Here is a 19108-nt window from a genome sequence, read left to right on the forward strand (position 1 = left end):
AAGAGTTTGGAGAGAATACGCACGAGACCGAATGCTTACTAGAGTACCGTTCTTGTTAGTTCTCCACGGCCGTGGTAGCTTCTTTCCACAGTCGTGGTAGCTTCTTCTTACGGCCGTGGGAAGATCTCACCACGGCCGTGGAGAATGAATGATATCGGTAGCTTAACAGATGTATACCTGCTTGATAGAATAAAGATAAAGGTACCTTAATAGAGTTGTGCTTACTTGCGTAAGTCTATAAACCTGGCATTCAAAATCATTTCCACATTTATCTGTTGTTTATTGTCTGTATGATTCGGCATACCTTTCCGTTTTTATCCACACCTTCTATGGTTATATCTTCCGGCGCAGTGCTGTCCGGAGTATAGTATTCGATGGTTGCTTTTCCATTAGTATCCAGTTGGAGGGTAGGATTCCAATAGATCGTACTTCGTAAATCCGAGCGTTGGTCATTCTTCTTTTCGGGCGTATCATAAGTAGGATGATAGAACTCGACCGAATCGCTATACCCTAGTGGAGTGCACGTGATAATACCTTGTGCCGGTCTTGCCGGGATATCTTTGCCGTCTTTCAGCGTAATAACGATAGCACCTGCCGAACCGCGGGAACCTAAGATTGCTGCATCGGCACCGCGAAGAAGGCTCAAACTCGACATATCGCTGGTTTGTATCATGGTCAGGATGTCGTTATCGTCTTCATACACCACGTCGTCAACAACAATGACAGGTTGCTCGGGATTGTTGCGGATATGTATTTCATTTCCATTTGTCACGCTAATGCCCGGAAGTCTGGTGACTGCATCAAAAGCTGTTTGTGCACCGAATCCTTCCAGTCTGTCCCCTTCGATCGTGTAGGTGTTGATACCTCCTGTATAGATACTTTCTGAACTGGCCTTTTTACGACTTCCAGTGACTACCACTTCTTTCAGATTGTACACTCTCATTCCACCTTCCATGTAATATTGGTCGCGGGTGTTGAGCAAATAATCTTCCATAAACGTTGCTGTTCCATCATGGAAAGGAGACTTGTGCGAAGTTGCCGGGTATTGAGGAGTGTCAATCACGATGTCCACTCCGGCAAATCCTCTTTTGGTACGTGCCTGAACAAGGAAAGTCGTGCTATCTCTGAAAGATGTGTTCACGATAAACTCTCCTTTTTCGTCTGTGGTGGTAGTGGCGATGATGTTCTGTTTGGGAGCCAGAATACAAATAGGTCCTTTCTTAACGTTACCTCCAAAGAAACCTTTGATACGTCCACTGATAGTTTGCCCCTTTTCCATATAGTTGGTGAGGTTCATTGAAGGTGCAGTCAGTACATTCTGGATATGGTGTCTGCGCCATCCGTGCGTCATCATCAGGAAGTCTACCGTGCGGAGAGTCCGGAGGTCTTGCTGCAAAAAATAATATCCGGGATTTTCTACATATCCTTTTAAGTCGGAGGTTAATAGAAGATTCGATACGATATTGTCAGCAAGCGAATCCGGACGGATACTCTTTCTGTCGGTAATGCTGACGGAGAAACTACCTTCTACCGGAGTACCGTTATCGTCTTTTGCTGAAATTTGCAGGGATACTTTTTCTCTTTTTCCGTATGTCGGCTTATCTGCAAGAATTTGCCATTGATGCGGATTCCGGTCGGGTATGAAAACCAGGCGTTCGCTAAGTGCGTTGCCCTGTTGGTCGATCAGCATGAAATGGGTGATGCCTGCGTTGAATAAACTGTCGTTCATTCTTCCAAAAGTCCTGTCGACACTGACTGGCTGCAGGATGACCAGCTTTCCACGAGTGTGCGCAATCAAGAATAACTTTTGAGGCCACTCGGTAGCTTCTGTTTTCTGGATTTCGTAACGGATTTCCTTTTTATAATGTGTCATGGAAAGTGTGATCCCTTTTTCTTCTACAGCCGGGAGGTCGAATCGTTTACTAATACCGTCACCGGATTTGGCAATCACATAGTAAGAGTTTCCCACAGTCGGATTCAGTGTGAAAACTCCCATGCCGTCATGCTCCGAGCGGAAAGCTGTCAATGTGTCTCCGTTGGCATCGAACAGGAATCCTTCTATTGCTGTAGAAAAGCCATCCGATCCTTGAGCCTTGAAAGCTATATTCTGATGAGCAACGGTCAGGAGAGCGCCCCCTTCAGGGAAGAACTTAACATCAAAGTCTTTTGTAAATGAAGGCAGATAGAAAGTCTTTTTATAAATGTATTGGGGATCATCGAACTCTACTTCAATGTGGCGTGTGGCAATAGGCTTCAGATCCGGCAGGGAAATAGAAATCAACCCATTCTCATCTGTCTTTCTTTTACCTTTATCTTTAATCTTTCCGTTTTCAATGTAGCGGTAGCGGATGGTTGTATTTCCGAAAGCCTCTTGAGTATTGCTGGTAAATCTTACCTTGGCTGTATAATGTGATTCGTCTTCTTGCTGATACTCAATGTTTGAAACAATCGTATTATCAATCGAATTACCGATTTTCAGATTGCGTGAATAAAAGAATTCCGGTTCCTGATTAAGCATCCAGTTGCTATATCCCCGCAAATAATAATCACCTGCAGGGAGAGTGGGAGGGAGGGTGAAAGTATTATGAAAACCCAATGAATCTCTACGAATCTTCTTACGTTCTACGATAGAGTCGGAACGGTTGACAAGTTCTGTAATGATGAAGTTGCTTTGTGTATTATCTTGATGTGTAACAGAGTTTACCAGATATCCCTTGAACCATATTTTTTCTCCTGCCCCATAAAAAGGCTTGTCCAGATGTAAGTAGAGTTTCTCCTGTGGGACTTTTTCCAGTAGATTAAAATATGCAATAATTGTATCTTGTACGTTTTGCCCCGACAATGGGGCAAAACAGAACAGTATTCCGAAAAAGAAAGCTATTAAGCCTCTATGGATAGAAAATGTAGTTTTGTTTTTCATACGCTATGTGTTTGATTCTACATCTATGATTTGTGCATCCAAATCGAAAGCACTTTCCTTTTTACTGCCAGTGTGTTAATCACCGATACAACGATAAATAATAGAATACCCATACTGATTGCTGCCCATAATGATCCGGTTTCCAGTTGTGGGAATAGCAAGCGGATGCTGTCTATGTAATAACTGCGCAACCAGGAGACTAATCCGATGGATAATACAAGCACAATAACGTTCAATCCTACCGTGAGCAACTGATAAGGCAATGCTACCTTGTTGGGACTGTATCCGATTAGTAATAGACTTTCCAGCTTGGTCGTATTCTTTTGTAAAAGCAGGAAGATGCTCAACATCAGTATATAGAATGAAAGGATACTGATAAATAAACCCACTCCCAATACAATACCTACGATAAGACGGAGGAAATAAGTTGTTTTTCCGGCATCCAGCTTACCATCTTCCGTTTCATATCCTTTCTTCTGAAAATAACTGGCGATGGCGGAATCTGCCGGATTGCTAACCTCGATAATCAACCGTGCCGGTTGGGCTTCTGCATTCGGTGCAAAATTCTCATTAGCCCATTTCATAAAGGACTGGGGAACAAGAATCGTATTCAGACGATTGGAAAAGCCGACAATGTTTCCTTTGTACTGTTCCACCCGTCCGTTGCCACGCATCATAATATCCATTTGAATCAGACTCATTAACCCTTCCGATAGTTTGGGGAGGCTGCGGCTTTGCGCAAAACCGAAGTTGTAAAGGTTCAGATAGTTGCGCGGAATGATAATGGGGATGGTATGTGTGTTTTCATCGAAATGCCATTTATCGAGTTTGATGTCGACAAACTCATCGGGAACAGACTCAAAAAACATATCTGTGGAAAGATGAATACCGGCTTCCTTCATTCCCAATCCTGCTGAAACTTTGAATTGAGAAGGAGTGAAAGCTCCTATTGTTTTGGTAAACGGTTGCTTTTTCAGATCCGCAATTTCTTCGGCAGAGAATGTATTACTCTTTCCTGCAAAAGAACCGAGAGCACTGATTTTCTTTGTAGCTATGATGAAATCCTTTTTCATAAAGCTGTCTCCTTCGGTGAATACCGGAATGACATCTTTATAAAACTGTACGCTAAGCAATACAATCATCATGCCGAATAGGTTGGCTAAAAAGAAACCGGCTAATTGACCGATACTGATATGTTGGCGGAGAAGCTTCCAGACAAGGGTATTCATTGTTTTATACTTAATAATTTTAATACGGAATATTTAGGCACGGATTACACGGATTTCACGGTTTAAGATTTATAGGAAAACAGCGTAATCCGTGTAATCCGTGCCTAAATACTTTATGATAATACATAGCCAATTCTTTTATAAGCTGAGAATATGTTGATAAGGCAGACCGATATGTTTACCGATGGAAGTGGCGATCACTCCGGCTCCTTGTGCCTTTGCTTCGGCGATGATAAGTTCACCCATGATGCGGCTGTTATCATCGTCCAGGTGGCTGATCGGTTCATCCAGAAATAAAAAGTCGAACGGCTGGCAGAGCGCCCGGATAAAGGCGACGCGCTGTTGCTGTCCGAAAGATAGCTTGCCGGCTTTCACATTTATTTTATCTGCGATCCCCAGTTGTTCGAAGAACGATATGATTTCTTTTTTCTTTTTGCATCCGGTGAGGTTATTCTTCAATTGCACATTTTCAAGAGCGCTAAGTTCGGTGAAGATGCGTAAATCTTGAAAAAGCATACTTAGTGAATGCTTTCGCAGGTCGACCCATTGCTTCACGGAGTATGCTTTGATATTGGTTTCATCGAAATTAATAATCCCCTGATAGTCGTTGCGGTAGCCATAGATATAGCTGCACAACGAAGATTTGCCGGTGCCGGAAGCAGCTTCAATCAGATACATTTCTCCTTTCCGGAAGAAAAGATCCTGATGCCATACGTCCGAAGTCACCGAATTACGGTCAGCAAACACTTGGGGAAGTGTTTGCTGTAAGTGAATACTATTCATACCGTTGGTTTATACATTTATTACATGCCGGCAAATTGCTTGGCAAAGTCTACAATTTGTTTGAGGGCATTTACATCTTTGTCTTTCAGGCAGAGGTCGATCTCGCTGACTTCCCCTTCCGAACTCATGGACAGGTAAGAAACCTTGTTGGCCAGTTCGATATATGTCTTAGCTTCCTGTCCTCCGAAACCTGCTACCATTTTAACGATAGGCAGATCGAGGATTGCTTCGGCATTGATTGCTATAAATAGGCTCTTTCCCTTCATATCCGATGCATAAGGAGCATCTTTGACTGATTTGTCGGCAGCTTTACCTACGTTTTTGTAGAGTAACTCATCATTGGTTGCATACATTTGTTTATCCTTGATGCCGAAGAATATATTCATGCCTCTTGTCTTGTAGACATATTCGTCTTTGCCAAGTTGCATGATATCTTCCCCTCTCTTCAATCCCAATGATTCCTTGTTCTTGTAAATCATTTCAAGAGCATTGCCGTTCTTCACGTCAGCGTACATCATGAAAGTGGGAGCACTGCTCATCGTTACGTTGATTAATCCTGCAGAAATATCACCATTGAACGAGCTGAACAACTCTTTTACTTCGTCTGCCTTAGCGATAGATACTGTGTTGCGGAATTCCTTGTTTTCGCTCAACAGGTTATACAGTTCGCCTCCTTTTACGCCTACGTTGAAGAACATCAGGGTAGAAGCCGGGAAGTATTTAACGAAAGTATTGTTCGCTTTTCCAACAGATTCCATTTGTTTTTTCAGGAGAGCTTTCACTGCTTCGTTTTCAGTATAGTTTTCTGTTTTGAGGGCAATCTTTCCTTTTTCAAAGTTCAGTCCTCCTATCAGAGTGATGTCTTCCGCTTTCACTTCGGTAGGTAATCCCATGGTTATCTGATCGCGGTAGGTTGAAGGAATAGCTGTCATGGAAGCAAAGAAGTTAATATCACTTTTCTGTTTCTCCATTTTCTGGAAAGCTCCTGATTTCACGATACTATTGCTTGCTGTCTGTTTCAACAAATTAGTAATGGCTTCTTTGGCTTTATCAGTTTGAGTTGTTCCGCTGACATTGACTACCAATATAGTAGAACTATTGAAAACAAGCAAACCGCTGTTCATCGTTGTAAAACTGTAACCGTCAGCTTCGCCTACCGGTTGACAGATCTGTTCTTTTGCCATCACGTCGAGTGATGCATGTAATTTATCTTCATTGTTCACTTTACCTACAACAGTGGGATAAGGGAAAGAAGATGAAGAGAACACATAGAATGGAGATTCAACATCGATTCCCGATTCGCCCGGATTCTTCATAACCTTTTCCAGTTGTTGGAATGTGGCCGCATTCATTCCGCTTTTCAGTGCTTCCAGTACTTTTTGTTTAGCAGCTTCATTCTCTTTATCATCCAATCCCGCTTTGCTTGCGAGGGATTTAAGATTGATAGAGGCAACTACCGAAGCGTCAGCCGGTATCACATTTGTATATTCCGATGTTTTGGAACATGCTGCCAGAAAAACAATCAGTACTGCCAGTACCGAGAGTCGTGAAATCGTTTTCTTTGCCATACTTATGTTATTTAAAAGTGGTATAATCATTGATTCAGACATTTACTGCTGTTATTGATTTTGCAGATTCAGCGTGTGGCAGGCCACCAATGCCGCTGTTTCTGTACGGAGCCGTGATTTGCCGAGACTAATCGGTACGAATCCCCGTTCGATGGCCTTCTTCACTTCTTCTTCACTGAAATCTCCCTCGGGACCTATCAGAACAAGGGCGTCTTCTCCTGGTTTCAGAACATTCTTCAATAGAGGTTTCTCCCCTTCGTAACAGTGGGCGATAAACTTCTGTCCTTTAAACTCCTGCCTGATGAACTGATCGAACTCGATCATTTCGTTCAACTTTGGCAGTCGTGCCTTGAGAGATTGTTTGATGGCTGATATCAGAATCTTTTCAATCCGTTCGGTCTTGATGACTTTACGTTCCGAGAAACGGCAGTTGAGGAAAGTCAGTTCGTCAAAACCTATTTCGGTAGCTTTCTCTGCAAACCATTCGTTGCGGTCCATATTCTTCGTCGGTGCCATGGCAATGTGTAAATGGCACGGCCATAACGGTTCCTGAAAAATGGTTTCTTTGATGTTTACGAAACAACGTTTGTTGGTTGCAACAGTAATTTCAGCTTTGTAGAAGTTACCCTTACCGTCGGTAAGCGTGATTTCGTCTCCGATACTTAGCCGCAGAACACGGATGCAGTGTTGCGCTTCCTCTTCGGGAAGCTCGTTGCTTTTCTGTATATCTGGAGTATAAAATACGTGCATAATATTATTTACTGATTTTTATTTCTTGAATTGATTTGATCGCGTATCTGCGCGGCTAACTCGTAATTCTCATCTTTAATAGCCTGTTCCAGTGCTTCTTCAAGCGTTCTGGAAGTAGCACCGGGCAAATCATGTTCTTCTTCAGCCCCTTCGTCGTTGTCCGTTTCTTCAGAACGGTTTCTTTCTTCTGACGACATGTGAAGACATTCCTGTTCAAGAATAGATTCATAAATAAGAATCGGGCAGTCGGCACGCACTGCCAGGGCAACTGCGTCTGAAGTCCGTGCGTCAATGCGTATAATCTCTTCGTCTTTTTTGAGGTAAATATAGGAGTAGAAAATACCATCCTTTGCTTTGTAAATTAATACACGTATCAGGCTGGCTCCCAGTATAGTAAGACTTGTTATAAATAAATCATGTGTCAACGGACGGGGAGTTTTCACTCCTTTCAGATATAAAGCGGTAGCCTGGGCTTCCGCCGGACCGATGATGATAGGCAGTTGCCTTTCACCGTCCACTTCGCCTAATAGCATAGCAAACGCGCCTACTTGCGCCTGGCTGTTCGTGATATTTATAACTTGTAATTCTACCTTTTTGTCCATCGTTCTCTTTTACTTAATTTGTTTTACTCTCCTGCTGGTGTTTGTACTTGAATACCAAGGCAAACAGAATGCCGATTACCAGCGCATAAGCGGCAAAGATCAGCCAAATGTTCATCCATTCGCGACTCACCAGTCTGCCGTCGGCATATACAGAGAATGCATCAACTACCGCACCGCTGGCATATCCGCCCATGATGGCTCCCAATCCGTTAGTCATCATAAAGAACAAGCCCTGTGCACTGGCACGGATAGAAGATTTGGCTTCTTGTTCAACAAACAACGAACCGGAAATGTTGAAGAAATCAAAAGCCATACCATAAACAATCATGGAAAGGATCAGCATCCATAGTCCTGATCCCGGATCTCCAAAACCGAACAGGCCGAACCGGAACACCCAAGCGAACATACTGATTAGCATGACTTGTTTGATTCCGAAATGACGCAGGAAGAAAGGTATGGCAAGAATAAACAATGTTTCGGACATCTGTGAAATGGATAACAGGATGACTGAATGTTTCACTCCGAAAGAATCTGCATATTCAGGGATGCTGGCAAAACTGCTTAGGAAAAGGTCGCCGTAAGTATTCGTAATCTGCAATGCTGCACCTAGAAGCATGGAGAAAAGGAAGAAAATAGCCATTTTCTTTTTCTTGAATAACACCAGCGCATCCAGTCCGAAAGCGGAGAGCCATGATTTGTTTTCAGATTTAGCCGGTCGACAGGCCGGGAGGGTAAATGAATAAAGTCCGAGTAGCAATGCGGAAGCACCGCCTACATAAAGTTGCGCACTTGAATTCTTGAATCCGGTAAGGTCGACAGCCCACATGGCACAAATAAAACCGATTGTTCCCCATACGCGGATAGGAGGGAAGTCTTTAATCAGGTCACATTTGTATTGTTCCAGTGCGTTGTACGATACCGTGTTGGCGAGGGATAAGGTGGGCATATATACCAACAGGTTGAGTAACATGGCCCAATACATCTGGTCGTATCCCGTTGCGGTGGAAGCGTAGAAGAGACATCCTGCTCCTGCAATATGGCAAAGTCCGTATAAACGTTCTGCATTAAACCATTTATCGGCAATAATACCGATAATACCCGGCATTACCAAAGAGGCAATCCCCATGGTGGCGAAAATGGCTCCGATTTGTCCTCCTTCAAAATGGAGTTCTCTTCCCATATAGCCACCTAGTGATATTAACCATGACCCCCATACAAAGAATTGCAGGAAGTTCATAATAATCAAACGAACTTTTATACTCATGACTTTTTTAATTTGTGTTTCTCTTCACATTCATAAACCTTGCAAATATAATATTTTCGTTGAATAGGTGGATAAGTAATTTGATAAAAAGGGGATAAAAATGGCATAAATGCGAAGAAAAGATGAGATTTGGGTGTGAAAAAACAAATGGAGGGGGTACAAAAAAAAGAAGGCTATCTATCCCAGACAGCCAATCTTTGTTAACCTTAAATCTAATACCATGAAAAACACAGTGCAAAGATATAGGGTTTATGTTATACAACATAATGTTTTCTCGAAAATCTTCTGTTTGTTAACTCTAATTAACTTTGAATCTTCCGTTTTTCTGTTACTGCCCTCTCTAATCAGCCATACTTCCGGAGAAATGCCTGATATCCGAATGGAAACTTGGCTCCGGCAGCTTGCCGGTTATTCTACGTAGAGCACCAATCCTTTCAGATATTCTCCTTCGGGATGATAGATGTTTACCGGATGGTCGGCCGGTTGAGTCAGTTGGTGTAGAATGCGTACGCTACGCCCTGACATGGCTGCTGCGGTAAACACGGCAGTACGGAAATTATCTTTGCTTACCACTTGCGAACAAGAGAAAGTAAACAGGATGCCGCCCGGTTTGATTTTCTCGAATGCTTTGGCGTTCAGTTTACGGTAACCTTGCAAAGCATTCCGCAGTGCATCTTTATGTTTGGCGAATGCGGGCGGATCAAGGATGATTAAATCATACTGGTCGCCCATGCGGTCGAGATATTTGAAAGCATCCTCGGCAAACGCCTCGTGACGGGAATCACCGGGGAAGTTTAGTTCCACGTTTTTGTTAGTCAGATCAATCGCTTTGGCTGAACTGTCGACAGAGTGCACGAGTTTCGCACCTCCGCGCATGGCGTAGAATGAGAATCCGCCGGTGTAGCAGAACATATTCAGTACTGAACGGTCTTTGGCGTAACGTTCCAGCAAAGAACGGTTTTCACGCTGATCTACAAAGAATCCGGTCTTCTGACCTTTCAGCCAGTCTACATGGAACTTCAAGCCATATTCTTGTGCGATATTATCACTGCTTCCTCCTTTCAGAAAACCGTTTTCGGGGAAAAGGTCTGCCTTAAAAGGAAGAGTTGTTTCTGATTTATAATAGATATTTTCGATCTTGTCACCCATTACTTCGGATAAAGCTTCGGCAATTGCCATGCGGTCTACATGCATTCCAGCAGAGTGTGCCTGCATAACAGCGGTTTTGGCATAAACGTCAATCACCAGTCCGGGGAGATTGTCTCCTTCACCGTGAACGAGGCGGTAAGTGTTGTTGGTCGGATTAGTGGCGATGCCGATACTGCGACGCATATCGTATGCAATTTCCAGTTTGCGTTTCCAAAAATCGTGATCGATAGGTTCCTGGCGGAAAGACAGTACGCGCACAGCAATACTTCCGATCTGGAAATGTCCTTCGGCAATAAATTCTTTTTTTGAGGTGTACACTTCTACAACTTCACCTTCATCGGGCTCTCCGTCAAAACGAGCGATAGCACCGGAAAAAATCCAGGGGTGGAATCTCTTAAGAGAATCTTCTTTACCAGGTTTGAGATATACTTTATGCATAATGTAGTCTTGAGAGTGTGTCAAAACGCAGATTAACGCAAATTATCGCAGAACTAATTTTATAAGTCGTTGATTAATATATCAATATAATTGAAATAATTTGCGATAATCTGCGTTAATCTGTGTTTTATTATTCATTATGACACACCTTCTCGTTTTATTATTGGTTATTAATCACTTATTTTATTACTTATCACTTCCTCCGCGGGAGAGACAGCAGCTGTCAGCGGAGAAACTTCCCAATCTCCCGTCTGTTTCAGTTCTTGCAACAGATTGTAGATATTGAGGCATGCCCATGCATCGGTAGCAGCGTATTGTTTCTGTCCGTCACTTAATACATCAGCTTCCCAGTTGGACAAGCGTTGTGATTTGGATATTTTTTCTTTGAATAAGATGGCGTAAATCTTTTGCAGACTTTTGTCCTGTATTCCGAATTGACGCACATAGTCCTGTAATTCGATACAGCTTTGTTGGGTGAAAGGTGCACGTTTGTGCAGCATCATAAAGTCGTCTTTCAGTGAAAGTCCCACTTTGATTACAGCCGGATTTTCTAACAAGTCAACCAATGGCTGGGTCAATCCCGTCATATTGAGCCGGAATAAGAAACAGCATTCTTCGGAAGAAATCTGGAGAAGTGCTACTTTGTGCGATTGTCCTTTGGTAAAGGAAGGGCGAGTTTCGCTGTCGATACCTATCACTGGTCTGGATTGGAGGTAAGCTACTGCTTTTTCCGTTTCAGCTTCCGACTGGATAACATAAATACGTCCCGGAAAAACTGTTTTCGGGAGTTCTTTTAGTTCATCTTTATCTATGGTTCTTCTTACAATCATTTCTATTTTAATTCATCATCGTGGCAATGGCAACCGTCTTCGTGACAGTGGCAATCATCATCGTGGCAATGACAGCCATCTTCTTCACAACAATCGTTGTCGTCGCTTGGTTCGTAAAATCCTTCTTCATTACCTACTTCCTCTTCTTCTTCCTCCTGGTTGTATTTCACGTCGTGAAGGGCACGAAGTGTGTTTACCAGTTTCTGTCCCCACAGTGTACCGAAGTTTTCCTGGCAGATGGCCAATGAATCATTCATAGTTTCGTTCAGTCCCAGTTGGAAGACAAATATGAAATCTTTAATATCCTGATAAATGTCGGCCAGGTCTTCCGATATAGACTTCTTGATAGGCTGGTCGCTATACACCATATCTTGCACGAATACGTCCAGATAATCATCCTTGTCAGCCATCAATCCGGAAAGGTTGATACGCAGAATTTCGTAAATCTCTTCTGTGACATACGTTTCAAGTGCTTCGTCCCCGATAGTCTCACATTTGGGCAGCATAGATGCTTTGAGATAGAGTAGGGGAAGTATTTTTAATGATGTATCAACGAAAGTGCTACGCTTCATGCGTTCGGCACGTTCGAGAAATGCACAAAATTCGGCAGCTACCGTTACGAACTCAATTACGTTTTTATCAAATATCGTTTGGCTTTCTTTTTCCATGATCTATATTGATTTGAAACGCAAAGGTAAGAAAAAGGATTGAATGAGCGTAGTGCTCGTTATTTTTTTATTATTTTTGCAGCTTAGAATCTCATTCCTGTTTTATAAAAAAGAATTAAAGACTCATGGCAAAGAAGAAATTAGATAAGGAGGCGGAACGTACTCCCTCTTCCCCCAGTAAAATTGTGGCTGTATTTAAGAATGAAACCATTCATTTTGTAATCGGATTGATGCTGGTCATCTTTTCTGTTTACCTGTTGTTGGCTTTTTCTTCCTTCTTCTTCACGGGGGCTGCCGATCAAAGTATTATTGATAGTGGCAGTTCGGCAGATTTGGCGGCCGTTAATAATCAGGTGAAGAATTATGCAGGTTCACGCGGAGCGCAGTTGGCCAGTTATCTGATTAATGACTGTTTCGGTGTTTCCTCTTTCTTCATACTTGTTTTCCTGGCAGTGGCAGGATTGAAGTTGATGCGTGTACGTGTTGTACGTTTGTGGAAGTGGTTTATCGGCTGCACGCTCTTGTTGGTATGGTTCTCCGTATTCTTCGGATTTGCCTTTATGGACCATTATCAGGATTCCTTCATTTATTTGGGAGGTATGCACGGATATAATGTCAGTCGTTGGCTGATCTCGCAAGTTGGAGTACCCGGTGTGTGGATGATCCTGTTGATAACGGCTATCTGTTTCTTCATATATATAAGTGCGCGTACCGTCATCTGGTTGCGTAAACTCTTCGCATTGAGTTTCCTGAAACGCGAAAAGAAAGAAGAAAAAGAGAACGTTCCGGAAAGAGAAGACGATCCGGAATTTACGACTTCCCAACCGCAAGAAGTGGAGTTCAATTTGAAACGGACGTATAAACAGACACCTCCTCCGGCACCAGTGATGGATATTCAGGCTGAAGAACCTGAAGACGACTTTCCTATTAATAAACCGGAAAAGGAAGAAACTTCCGTATCTGACGAAAGTGAAGGAGTGACTATGGTATTTGAACCGACTGTTTCCAATCCTGCTCCTATTGTGCAGGAAGACTCTTTGGAAGAGGCGGAACCCGGATTTGAGGTGGAACCGGCAGCTTCGGAAGAAGAATACCAGGGACCTGAACTCGAACCGTATAATCCTACTAAGGATTTGGAAAACTACCGTTTCCCGACTATCGATTTGATGAAGCATTTTGAAAATGATGATCCGACGATTGACATGGACGAGCAGAATGCAAATAAAGACCGTATCATCAATACATTGCGCAGCTTCGGAATCGAAATCAGTACGATTAAAGCAACCGTGGGACCTACGGTAACTCTATATGAAATTACTCCGGAACAGGGAGTACGTATTTCTAAAATCCGTGGGTTGGAAGATGATATCGCATTGAGTCTTTCCGCCGATGGTATCCGTATTATTGCTCCGATACCGGGTAAAGGAACCATCGGTATTGAAGTACCGAACAAGAATCCGAAAATTGTTTCCGGACAGAGTGTGATCGGAAGTAAGAAATTCCAGGAATCCAAATATGACTTGCCTATTGTATTGGGTAAGACGATTACGAACGAAGTCTTTATGTTCGACCTTTGCAAGATGCCGCACGTATTGGTGGCAGGTGCAACCGGTCAGGGTAAATCAGTCGGTTTGAATGCCATTATCACTTCCTTATTATATAAGAAGCATCCGGCAGAATTGAAGTTTGTATTGGTCGATCCGAAGAAAGTGGAATTCAGCATCTATTCGGTGATTGAAAATCATTTCCTTGCCAAACTTCCTGATGGAGGCGAACCGATTATTACGGACGTAACGAAAGTAGTGCAAACCTTGAACTCGGTTTGTGTGGAGATGGATACCCGTTATGACCTATTGAAGATGGCGCATGTGCGTAATGTCAGAGAATATAACGAGAAATTTATCAACCGCCGTCTGAATCCGGAAAAGGGGCATAAGTTTATGCCATATATCGTAGTGGTGATTGACGAGTTCGGAGATTTGATTATGACTGCCGGTAAGGAAGTGGAACTTCCGATTGCCCGTATTGCACAGTTGGCGCGTGCTGTCGGCATCCACATGATTATCGCTACACAGCGTCCGACTACTAATATTATTACAGGTACGATCAAAGCCAACTTCCCGGCACGTATCGCATTCCGCGTATCTGCCATGATGGACTCCCGTACCATTCTCGACCGTCCGGGGGCTAACCGTTTGATTGGTAAGGGGGATATGCTTTTCTTGCAGGGGGCCGATCCGGTGCGTGTGCAGTGTGCCTTTATCGATACGCCGGAAGTGGAAGAAATAACGAAGTTCATCGCCCGTCAGCAAAGTTATCCTACTCCGTTCTTCCTGCCTGAATTCGTGAGCGAAGATGGTGGTAGTGAAGTCGGAGATATTGATATGGGACGCCTCGATCCGTTGTTCGAAGATGCAGCCCGATTGGTGGTGATTCATCAGCAAGGCTCCACTTCGTTAATTCAGCGTAAATTCGCTATCGGTTACAACCGTGCCGGACGTATTATGGACCAACTCGAAAAAGCGGGAATCGTAGGCCCTACACAGGGAAGCAAGGCGCGCGATGTCTTGTGCATGGATGATAACGATCTTGAAATGCGATTGAACAATTTACAGTAACCGTTCGTTTATTAATCAAATGAGAAAGTACATTTTTAGTGTTTTAATAGCTTTACTGTCTTTGCCTGTGATTGCTCAACAACAGTCGCAGGCTAAAGTCATTCTTGACAAGACGGCAGAGGCGTTTCGTAAAGCAGGTGGTGTAAAGGCTGATTTTACTGTAAAGGCTGTGACGAACGGTCTGGTAGAAGGTGCTGAAAATGGAACGATTCAGTTGAAAGGAGAGAAATTCGTACTGAAAACGTCGGATATCATCACTTGGTTTGATGGAAAAACGCAGTGGAGTTATGTGACAAAGAATGATGAAGTGAACGTCAGCAATCCAACACAGGAAGAGTTGCAGCAGATTAATCCGTATACGTTTCTATATATGTATCAGAAAGGATTCTCTTATAAGTTAGGAGCAACTAAGATGTATCGTGGAAAAGCCGTTTGGGAAGTCGTTTTGACTGCTAGGGATAAGAAACAGGAGTTGGAACGTATCACTCTTTTTGTGACGAAGGATACTTACGAACCTTTGTATATTTTGCTTCAACAGCGTGGTCAGCAGACGCGTAATGAGATAACCATTACAAGTTACCAGACTAAGCAGAATTATGCGGATCAGGTTTTTACGTTTGATAAAAAGCAATACCCCAATGCGGAGGTAATAGATTTGAGATAATATACGTTTATAACAAAACGAAAAAGATAAATTAAAATGGCAGAAATAGAAAAAGTGAAATGCCTGATTATAGGTTCAGGACCTGCCGGATATACGGCAGCGATTTATGCAGGACGTGCAAATTTATGTCCGGTGCTTTATGAAGGATTGCAACCGGGTGGCCAGTTGACTACTACTACGGATGTGGAGAACTTCCCCGGTTATCCGGAAGGAATCAGTGGTCCGCAATTGATGGAAGACTTGCGTGCACAGGCGAGCCGTTTCGGAACAGATGTTCGTTTCGGTATTGCTACGGCGGCCGATTTGAGCAAAGCCCCTTATAAAATAACAATCGACGGTGATAAGGTTATTGAAACAGAATCATTGATTATTGCTACCGGAGCTACTGCTAAATATCTGGGACTGGAAGATGAAAAGAAATATGCCGGAATGGGGGTAAGTGCTTGCGCCACTTGTGACGGATTTTTCTATCGCAAGAAAGTAGTTGCCGTAGTCGGTGGCGGTGATACAGCTTGTGAAGAAGCTGTTTATCTTGCCGGACTTGCATCCAAAGTATATCTGATTGTCCGCAAACCTTTCTTGCGTGCATCGAAGATTATGCAGGAACGAGTAATGAACCACGAGAAAATAGAAGTTCTTTTTGAACACAACGCGGTTGGTTTGTTTGGCGACAATGGGGTAGAAGGTGTAAACCTGGTGAAACGTTGGGGCGAACCGGATGAAGAACGTTATAGCTTGCCTATCGACGGTTTCTTCCTGGCTATCGGACATCAGCCGAATACTGAAATCTTTAAAGAATACGTTGATACGGACGAAGTGGGTTATATCATCACGGAAGGTGATAGTCCCCGTACAAAAGTTCCCGGAGTTTTTGCGGCAGGAGATGTTGCCGATCCGCATTATCGTCAGGCTATTACGGCTGCGGGAAGTGGTTGCAAAGCTGCTTTGGAAGCAGAACGTTATCTTTCTGCCAAAGGACTCATTTAACCCGGTTTATATCCGATCATAGGAGGGTATTAAAACCCTTATAAATATAAAAATCACCCACGCTAGAGTTTAATCTGTAGCATGGGTGATTTTGTAGAGAGGGGAGTCTTGCTCCCCTTTATTTTGTAAACTCAAAGCTTCTCGAACAATATTTGTCGATTGTCTTTGGTTAATACGCTTCTATTTCATCTATCCATAATTCGGCAGGAATGACTTCCGGACCGTTATTCTTTTCAAAGTTGACACCATTACGCAGTGTGCCGCCATTCTTGATTTTGACTTTCAGGAACGTAGCCTGTGCCGGTTTAAATTCAATGGAATCGGTGAATGCAATTCTTCCAGTTTCCGGATAATCGTGTTTCAAAGCTTTTTCGGCTATCGGTGTGTATTGCTTGCCGTCTGCTGATACTTCTACGGCAACTCCTCCTGCAGGAAGAATTCTCATGGCAGGATTGAATAAAGAACCGAAAATAACTTTGCTGACTTGTGTCGGTTTATCCAGATGAACGATAAATTCCAAGTCCTTACCCTCCACGATGCCGAAACTACACCACGGAGTATAAGAAGCGTTATTGCCTCGTTTGCCGTTGGTCAGTCCAAAGGTGGTTTTGTCAGCTCCTAATACATCGTTTTCATCGAATATATCGCCTGTCCATCCCATCGTATAATTAACCGTATAGGGCTTTCCTGTCAATAAATTGCCATACAGTGGCTTGTGAGCTACTTTGCCCAACATCTTTCCGTCTTTGAAAGCTGCGGCTTTCAGGTCGATATTACCTTCAAGAACGAAAGGCTTTTCATATAAGACGGACGCTTTGGTCGGTTCGCTCCCGTCCGTTGTATACCGGATTTCCGCATTCGGGTAGAAACTTTCCAGCAATACCATTAAAGGACCGTTTTCATCTGCGTGCGTATTTATATTTACGTCATAGAAGTTGAGACAAGGTTGGGTGTTCATAACTTTCAAACGTTCAAATTCAGTCACCATCCGTTCGCAGAAATTCTTCCAGTCTTTGTTTGCGTTTTGTGTCCAGGCCGTTTCGGCGATAGCCATTGCACGCGGGAAAGCCTGGTAGTCTGTACGTTCTGAAGTCTGCATATATTCTCTCCAGATATTACCTTGTATTCCGATGATATGCTTCTTGGCAAGTTCGTCAGCATCGTCCGGAACAGGGTTATAGCTATATGTTTTCTTCAAGGTATTGTATCCGCCAATAGTAGTCGGAGCAATTTCCGGCTCTTCCTGGTAGTAGTCCAGATATACATAAGGATTCGGAGTCATGATGGCATTATGCCCTGCTTTGGCTGCGTTCATACCGCCTTCTACACCGCGCCATGACATAACAGTTGCATTGGGAGCCAGACCACCTTCGAGAATTTCATCCCAGCCGATGATGTTTTTACCTTTGCTATTCAGGTATTTCTCCATACGGGTAACGAAATAGCTCTGCAACTTATCTTCTTTGCTGTGCTTTATTCCGTCTATCTTACTGGGAGTCGTATCATCTTTCAATCCTAACTGACGGATTAACTGCTGGCAGAAAGCACTATTCTTCCATGCTGTCTTGGGACATTCGTCGCCACCGATGTGAATGTATTCGCTGGGGAATAATTCTATTACTTCATCCATCACTCCTTCAAAGAATTTGAAAGTCGTTTCACTCGGACAGAATACCTGTTCGAATACCCCCCAGGTAGGAGATACCTTGTAAGTCTGTGTAGAGTCGCATGACAATTCCGGATAGGCGGCAAGTGCAGCCAATGCATGTCCCGGCATTTCTATTTCGGGAACAACATTGATATATTTACTTGCGGCATAAGCCACTACATCTTTGATTTGCTCCTGTGTATAATAACCTCCATGTTCTTTTCCGTCGAATACTTGCGGATAGTTTACATAGTAATAGTCTACTAATGTCTTTTCACGCTGGGAACCGATTTCCGTCAATTTGGGATATTTCTTGATTTCGATTCTCCATCCCTGATCGTCTGTCAAATGCCAGTGGAAGACATTCATCTTGTTCATAGCCAGTAAGTCGATAAACTTGTAAATGTAGTCAATTGGTACATAATGGCGGCAAACATCCAACATGAGTCCGCGATGAACAAAACGGGGTGAATCTTCAATTTCTACGGCAGGAACCGACCAGTCAGCTTTCTTATCCAACTGCTTTCCGTAAATTGCCGGAGGGAGTAACTGATAAAGAGTCTGCACTCCATAAAAGAATCCGTTTGGCTGGGAAGCGGTGAGTGTAATGAGACTGGGAGTAACCGACAATTTATAACCTTCTTTCGGCATACCTTCCTGTACAACAAAAGAGATTGCTGTTTTTCCGTCTGCACTTTCAGCTTCTTTCAAGGAGATTCCTGCTGTCAGTTTTAGTTGTCCGGCCAGGCTGTCGGCAATGCTTTTTACTTCCGGAGCATCCGAAGGAACTACGAGGCAGACTTTGTTGTTTAGTTCAAAGCGTCCTTCCTGTGGAAGAATCTGGTTGGGTTTGGGAACGATGTTGTACTCGTTCGCCGCTTCTTTTGTCTTCTGGCAACTGGGGGTAATCATTAGCAAGGACAAAAGAAGAAGAGAAATACTTTTCTTCATGGTCAAAATGTGTGTTAAGTTATAAATAGATTTGACGGG

Annotated in this window: 14 protein-coding genes; 3 read left to right on the top strand and 11 right to left on the bottom strand. The window is 43.3% G+C overall.

Going from position 1 to position 19108, the window contains the following annotated elements:
* Nucleotides 1-268: 268 nt before the first annotated feature.
* From H8796_RS12125 to H8796_RS12170, 10 genes are all read right to left on the bottom strand, one after another.
* Entirely contained in the window at nucleotides 269-2920 is a 2652-nt protein-coding gene (locus tag H8796_RS12125) for a TonB-dependent receptor plug domain-containing protein (protein ID WP_117937233.1), read from the bottom strand.
* A gap of 23 nt (nucleotides 2921-2943) precedes the next feature.
* Nucleotides 2944-4149 carry an ABC transporter permease gene (locus H8796_RS12130; protein ID WP_117937235.1) on the bottom strand — a complete coding sequence of 402 codons (1206 nt, stop codon included), beginning with the start codon at nucleotides 4147-4149 and terminating at the stop codon, nucleotides 2944-2946.
* 138 nt (nucleotides 4150-4287) lie between these two features.
* On the bottom strand, nucleotides 4288-4932 hold the full coding sequence (locus H8796_RS12135) for an ATP-binding cassette domain-containing protein (RefSeq protein ID WP_117937237.1): 645 nt from the start codon (nucleotides 4930-4932) through the stop codon (nucleotides 4288-4290).
* A gap of 20 nt (nucleotides 4933-4952) precedes the next feature.
* The gene (locus H8796_RS12140) at nucleotides 4953-6500 is read right to left on the bottom strand and encodes a DUF4836 family protein (protein ID WP_004304609.1); all 1548 of its coding nucleotides are present in this window, start codon (nucleotides 6498-6500) and stop codon (nucleotides 4953-4955) included.
* A gap of 51 nt (nucleotides 6501-6551) precedes the next feature.
* Nucleotides 6552-7250: a 16S rRNA (uracil(1498)-N(3))-methyltransferase gene (locus H8796_RS12145; RefSeq protein ID WP_117937239.1), complete on the bottom strand. Its 699-nt coding sequence runs from the start codon at nucleotides 7248-7250 to the stop codon at nucleotides 6552-6554.
* 8 nt (nucleotides 7251-7258) lie between these two features.
* Complete coding sequence (locus tag H8796_RS12150; protein WP_008775488.1) at nucleotides 7259-7852, bottom strand: bifunctional nuclease family protein; 594 nt, start codon at nucleotides 7850-7852, stop codon at nucleotides 7259-7261.
* Between the two features lie 13 nt (nucleotides 7853-7865).
* Nucleotides 7866-9116 carry a nucleoside permease gene (locus H8796_RS12155; RefSeq protein WP_008775489.1) on the bottom strand — a complete coding sequence of 417 codons (1251 nt, stop codon included), beginning with the start codon at nucleotides 9114-9116 and terminating at the stop codon, nucleotides 7866-7868.
* 408 nt (nucleotides 9117-9524) lie between these two features.
* A complete protein-coding gene (locus H8796_RS12160; protein WP_009000536.1) occupies nucleotides 9525-10703 on the bottom strand; it encodes a class I SAM-dependent rRNA methyltransferase in 1179 nt (392 codons plus the stop codon).
* A gap of 170 nt (nucleotides 10704-10873) precedes the next feature.
* Nucleotides 10874-11533: a 3'-5' exonuclease gene (locus H8796_RS12165; protein ID WP_117610881.1), complete on the bottom strand. Its 660-nt coding sequence runs from the start codon at nucleotides 11531-11533 to the stop codon at nucleotides 10874-10876.
* 2 nt (nucleotides 11534-11535) lie between these two features.
* Nucleotides 11536-12201 (bottom strand): DUF5063 domain-containing protein, encoded by a 666-nt coding sequence (locus tag H8796_RS12170; protein ID WP_004304614.1) that lies wholly within the window; start codon nucleotides 12199-12201, stop codon nucleotides 11536-11538.
* A gap of 125 nt (nucleotides 12202-12326) precedes the next feature.
* Between H8796_RS12170 and H8796_RS12175 the strand changes: the two genes are divergently transcribed.
* From H8796_RS12175 to trxB, 3 genes are read left to right on the top strand one after another with little or no spacing between them, the layout of a single operon-like run.
* Nucleotides 12327-14819 carry a DNA translocase FtsK gene (locus H8796_RS12175; RefSeq protein WP_117937245.1) on the top strand — a complete coding sequence of 831 codons (2493 nt, stop codon included), beginning with the start codon at nucleotides 12327-12329 and terminating at the stop codon, nucleotides 14817-14819.
* A 19-nt stretch (nucleotides 14820-14838) separates the two neighbouring features.
* Nucleotides 14839-15483 (top strand): LolA-like putative outer membrane lipoprotein chaperone, encoded by a 645-nt coding sequence (locus tag H8796_RS12180; protein ID WP_117937247.1) that lies wholly within the window; start codon nucleotides 14839-14841, stop codon nucleotides 15481-15483.
* 36 nt (nucleotides 15484-15519) lie between these two features.
* Complete coding sequence (gene trxB / locus H8796_RS12185; protein ID WP_004301820.1) at nucleotides 15520-16470, top strand: thioredoxin-disulfide reductase; 951 nt, start codon at nucleotides 15520-15522, stop codon at nucleotides 16468-16470.
* Nucleotides 16471-16639: 169 nt separating this feature from the next.
* On the opposite strand, the gene H8796_RS12190 is transcribed toward trxB, so the two are convergent.
* The gene (locus H8796_RS12190) at nucleotides 16640-19069 is read right to left on the bottom strand and encodes a beta-N-acetylhexosaminidase (RefSeq protein ID WP_117937249.1); all 2430 of its coding nucleotides are present in this window, start codon (nucleotides 19067-19069) and stop codon (nucleotides 16640-16642) included.
* Between the last annotated feature and the right edge of the window lie 39 nt (nucleotides 19070-19108).

It is taken from the genome of Bacteroides sp. M10, assembly GCF_014334015.1.
GTDB lineage: Bacteria > Bacteroidota > Bacteroidia > Bacteroidales > Bacteroidaceae > Bacteroides > Bacteroides intestinigallinarum.

Coding starts and splice junctions, on each gene's coding strand:
- H8796_RS12130 (WP_117937235.1), bottom strand. CDS start 4,149: ATGAATACCCTTGTCTGGAAGCTTCTCCGCCAACATATCAGTATCGGT.
- H8796_RS12125 (WP_117937233.1), bottom strand. CDS start 2,920: ATGAAAAACAAAACTACATTTTCTATCCATAGAGGCTTAATAGCTTTC.
- trxB (WP_004301820.1), top strand. CDS start 15,520: ATGGCAGAAATAGAAAAAGTGAAATGCCTGATTATAGGTTCAGGACCT.
- H8796_RS12135 (WP_117937237.1), bottom strand. CDS start 4,932: ATGAATAGTATTCACTTACAGCAAACACTTCCCCAAGTGTTTGCTGAC.
- H8796_RS12140 (WP_004304609.1), bottom strand. CDS start 6,500: ATGGCAAAGAAAACGATTTCACGACTCTCGGTACTGGCAGTACTGATT.
- H8796_RS12160 (WP_009000536.1), bottom strand. CDS start 10,703: ATGCATAAAGTATATCTCAAACCTGGTAAAGAAGATTCTCTTAAGAGA.
- H8796_RS12145 (WP_117937239.1), bottom strand. CDS start 7,250: ATGCACGTATTTTATACTCCAGATATACAGAAAAGCAACGAGCTTCCC.
- H8796_RS12150 (WP_008775488.1), bottom strand. CDS start 7,852: ATGGACAAAAAGGTAGAATTACAAGTTATAAATATCACGAACAGCCAG.
- H8796_RS12155 (WP_008775489.1), bottom strand. CDS start 9,116: ATGAGTATAAAAGTTCGTTTGATTATTATGAACTTCCTGCAATTCTTT.
- H8796_RS12165 (WP_117610881.1), bottom strand. CDS start 11,533: ATGATTGTAAGAAGAACCATAGATAAAGATGAACTAAAAGAACTCCCG.
- H8796_RS12180 (WP_117937247.1), top strand. CDS start 14,839: ATGAGAAAGTACATTTTTAGTGTTTTAATAGCTTTACTGTCTTTGCCT.
- H8796_RS12170 (WP_004304614.1), bottom strand. CDS start 12,201: ATGGAAAAAGAAAGCCAAACGATATTTGATAAAAACGTAATTGAGTTC.
- H8796_RS12175 (WP_117937245.1), top strand. CDS start 12,327: ATGGCAAAGAAGAAATTAGATAAGGAGGCGGAACGTACTCCCTCTTCC.
- H8796_RS12190 (WP_117937249.1), bottom strand. CDS start 19,069: ATGAAGAAAAGTATTTCTCTTCTTCTTTTGTCCTTGCTAATGATTACC.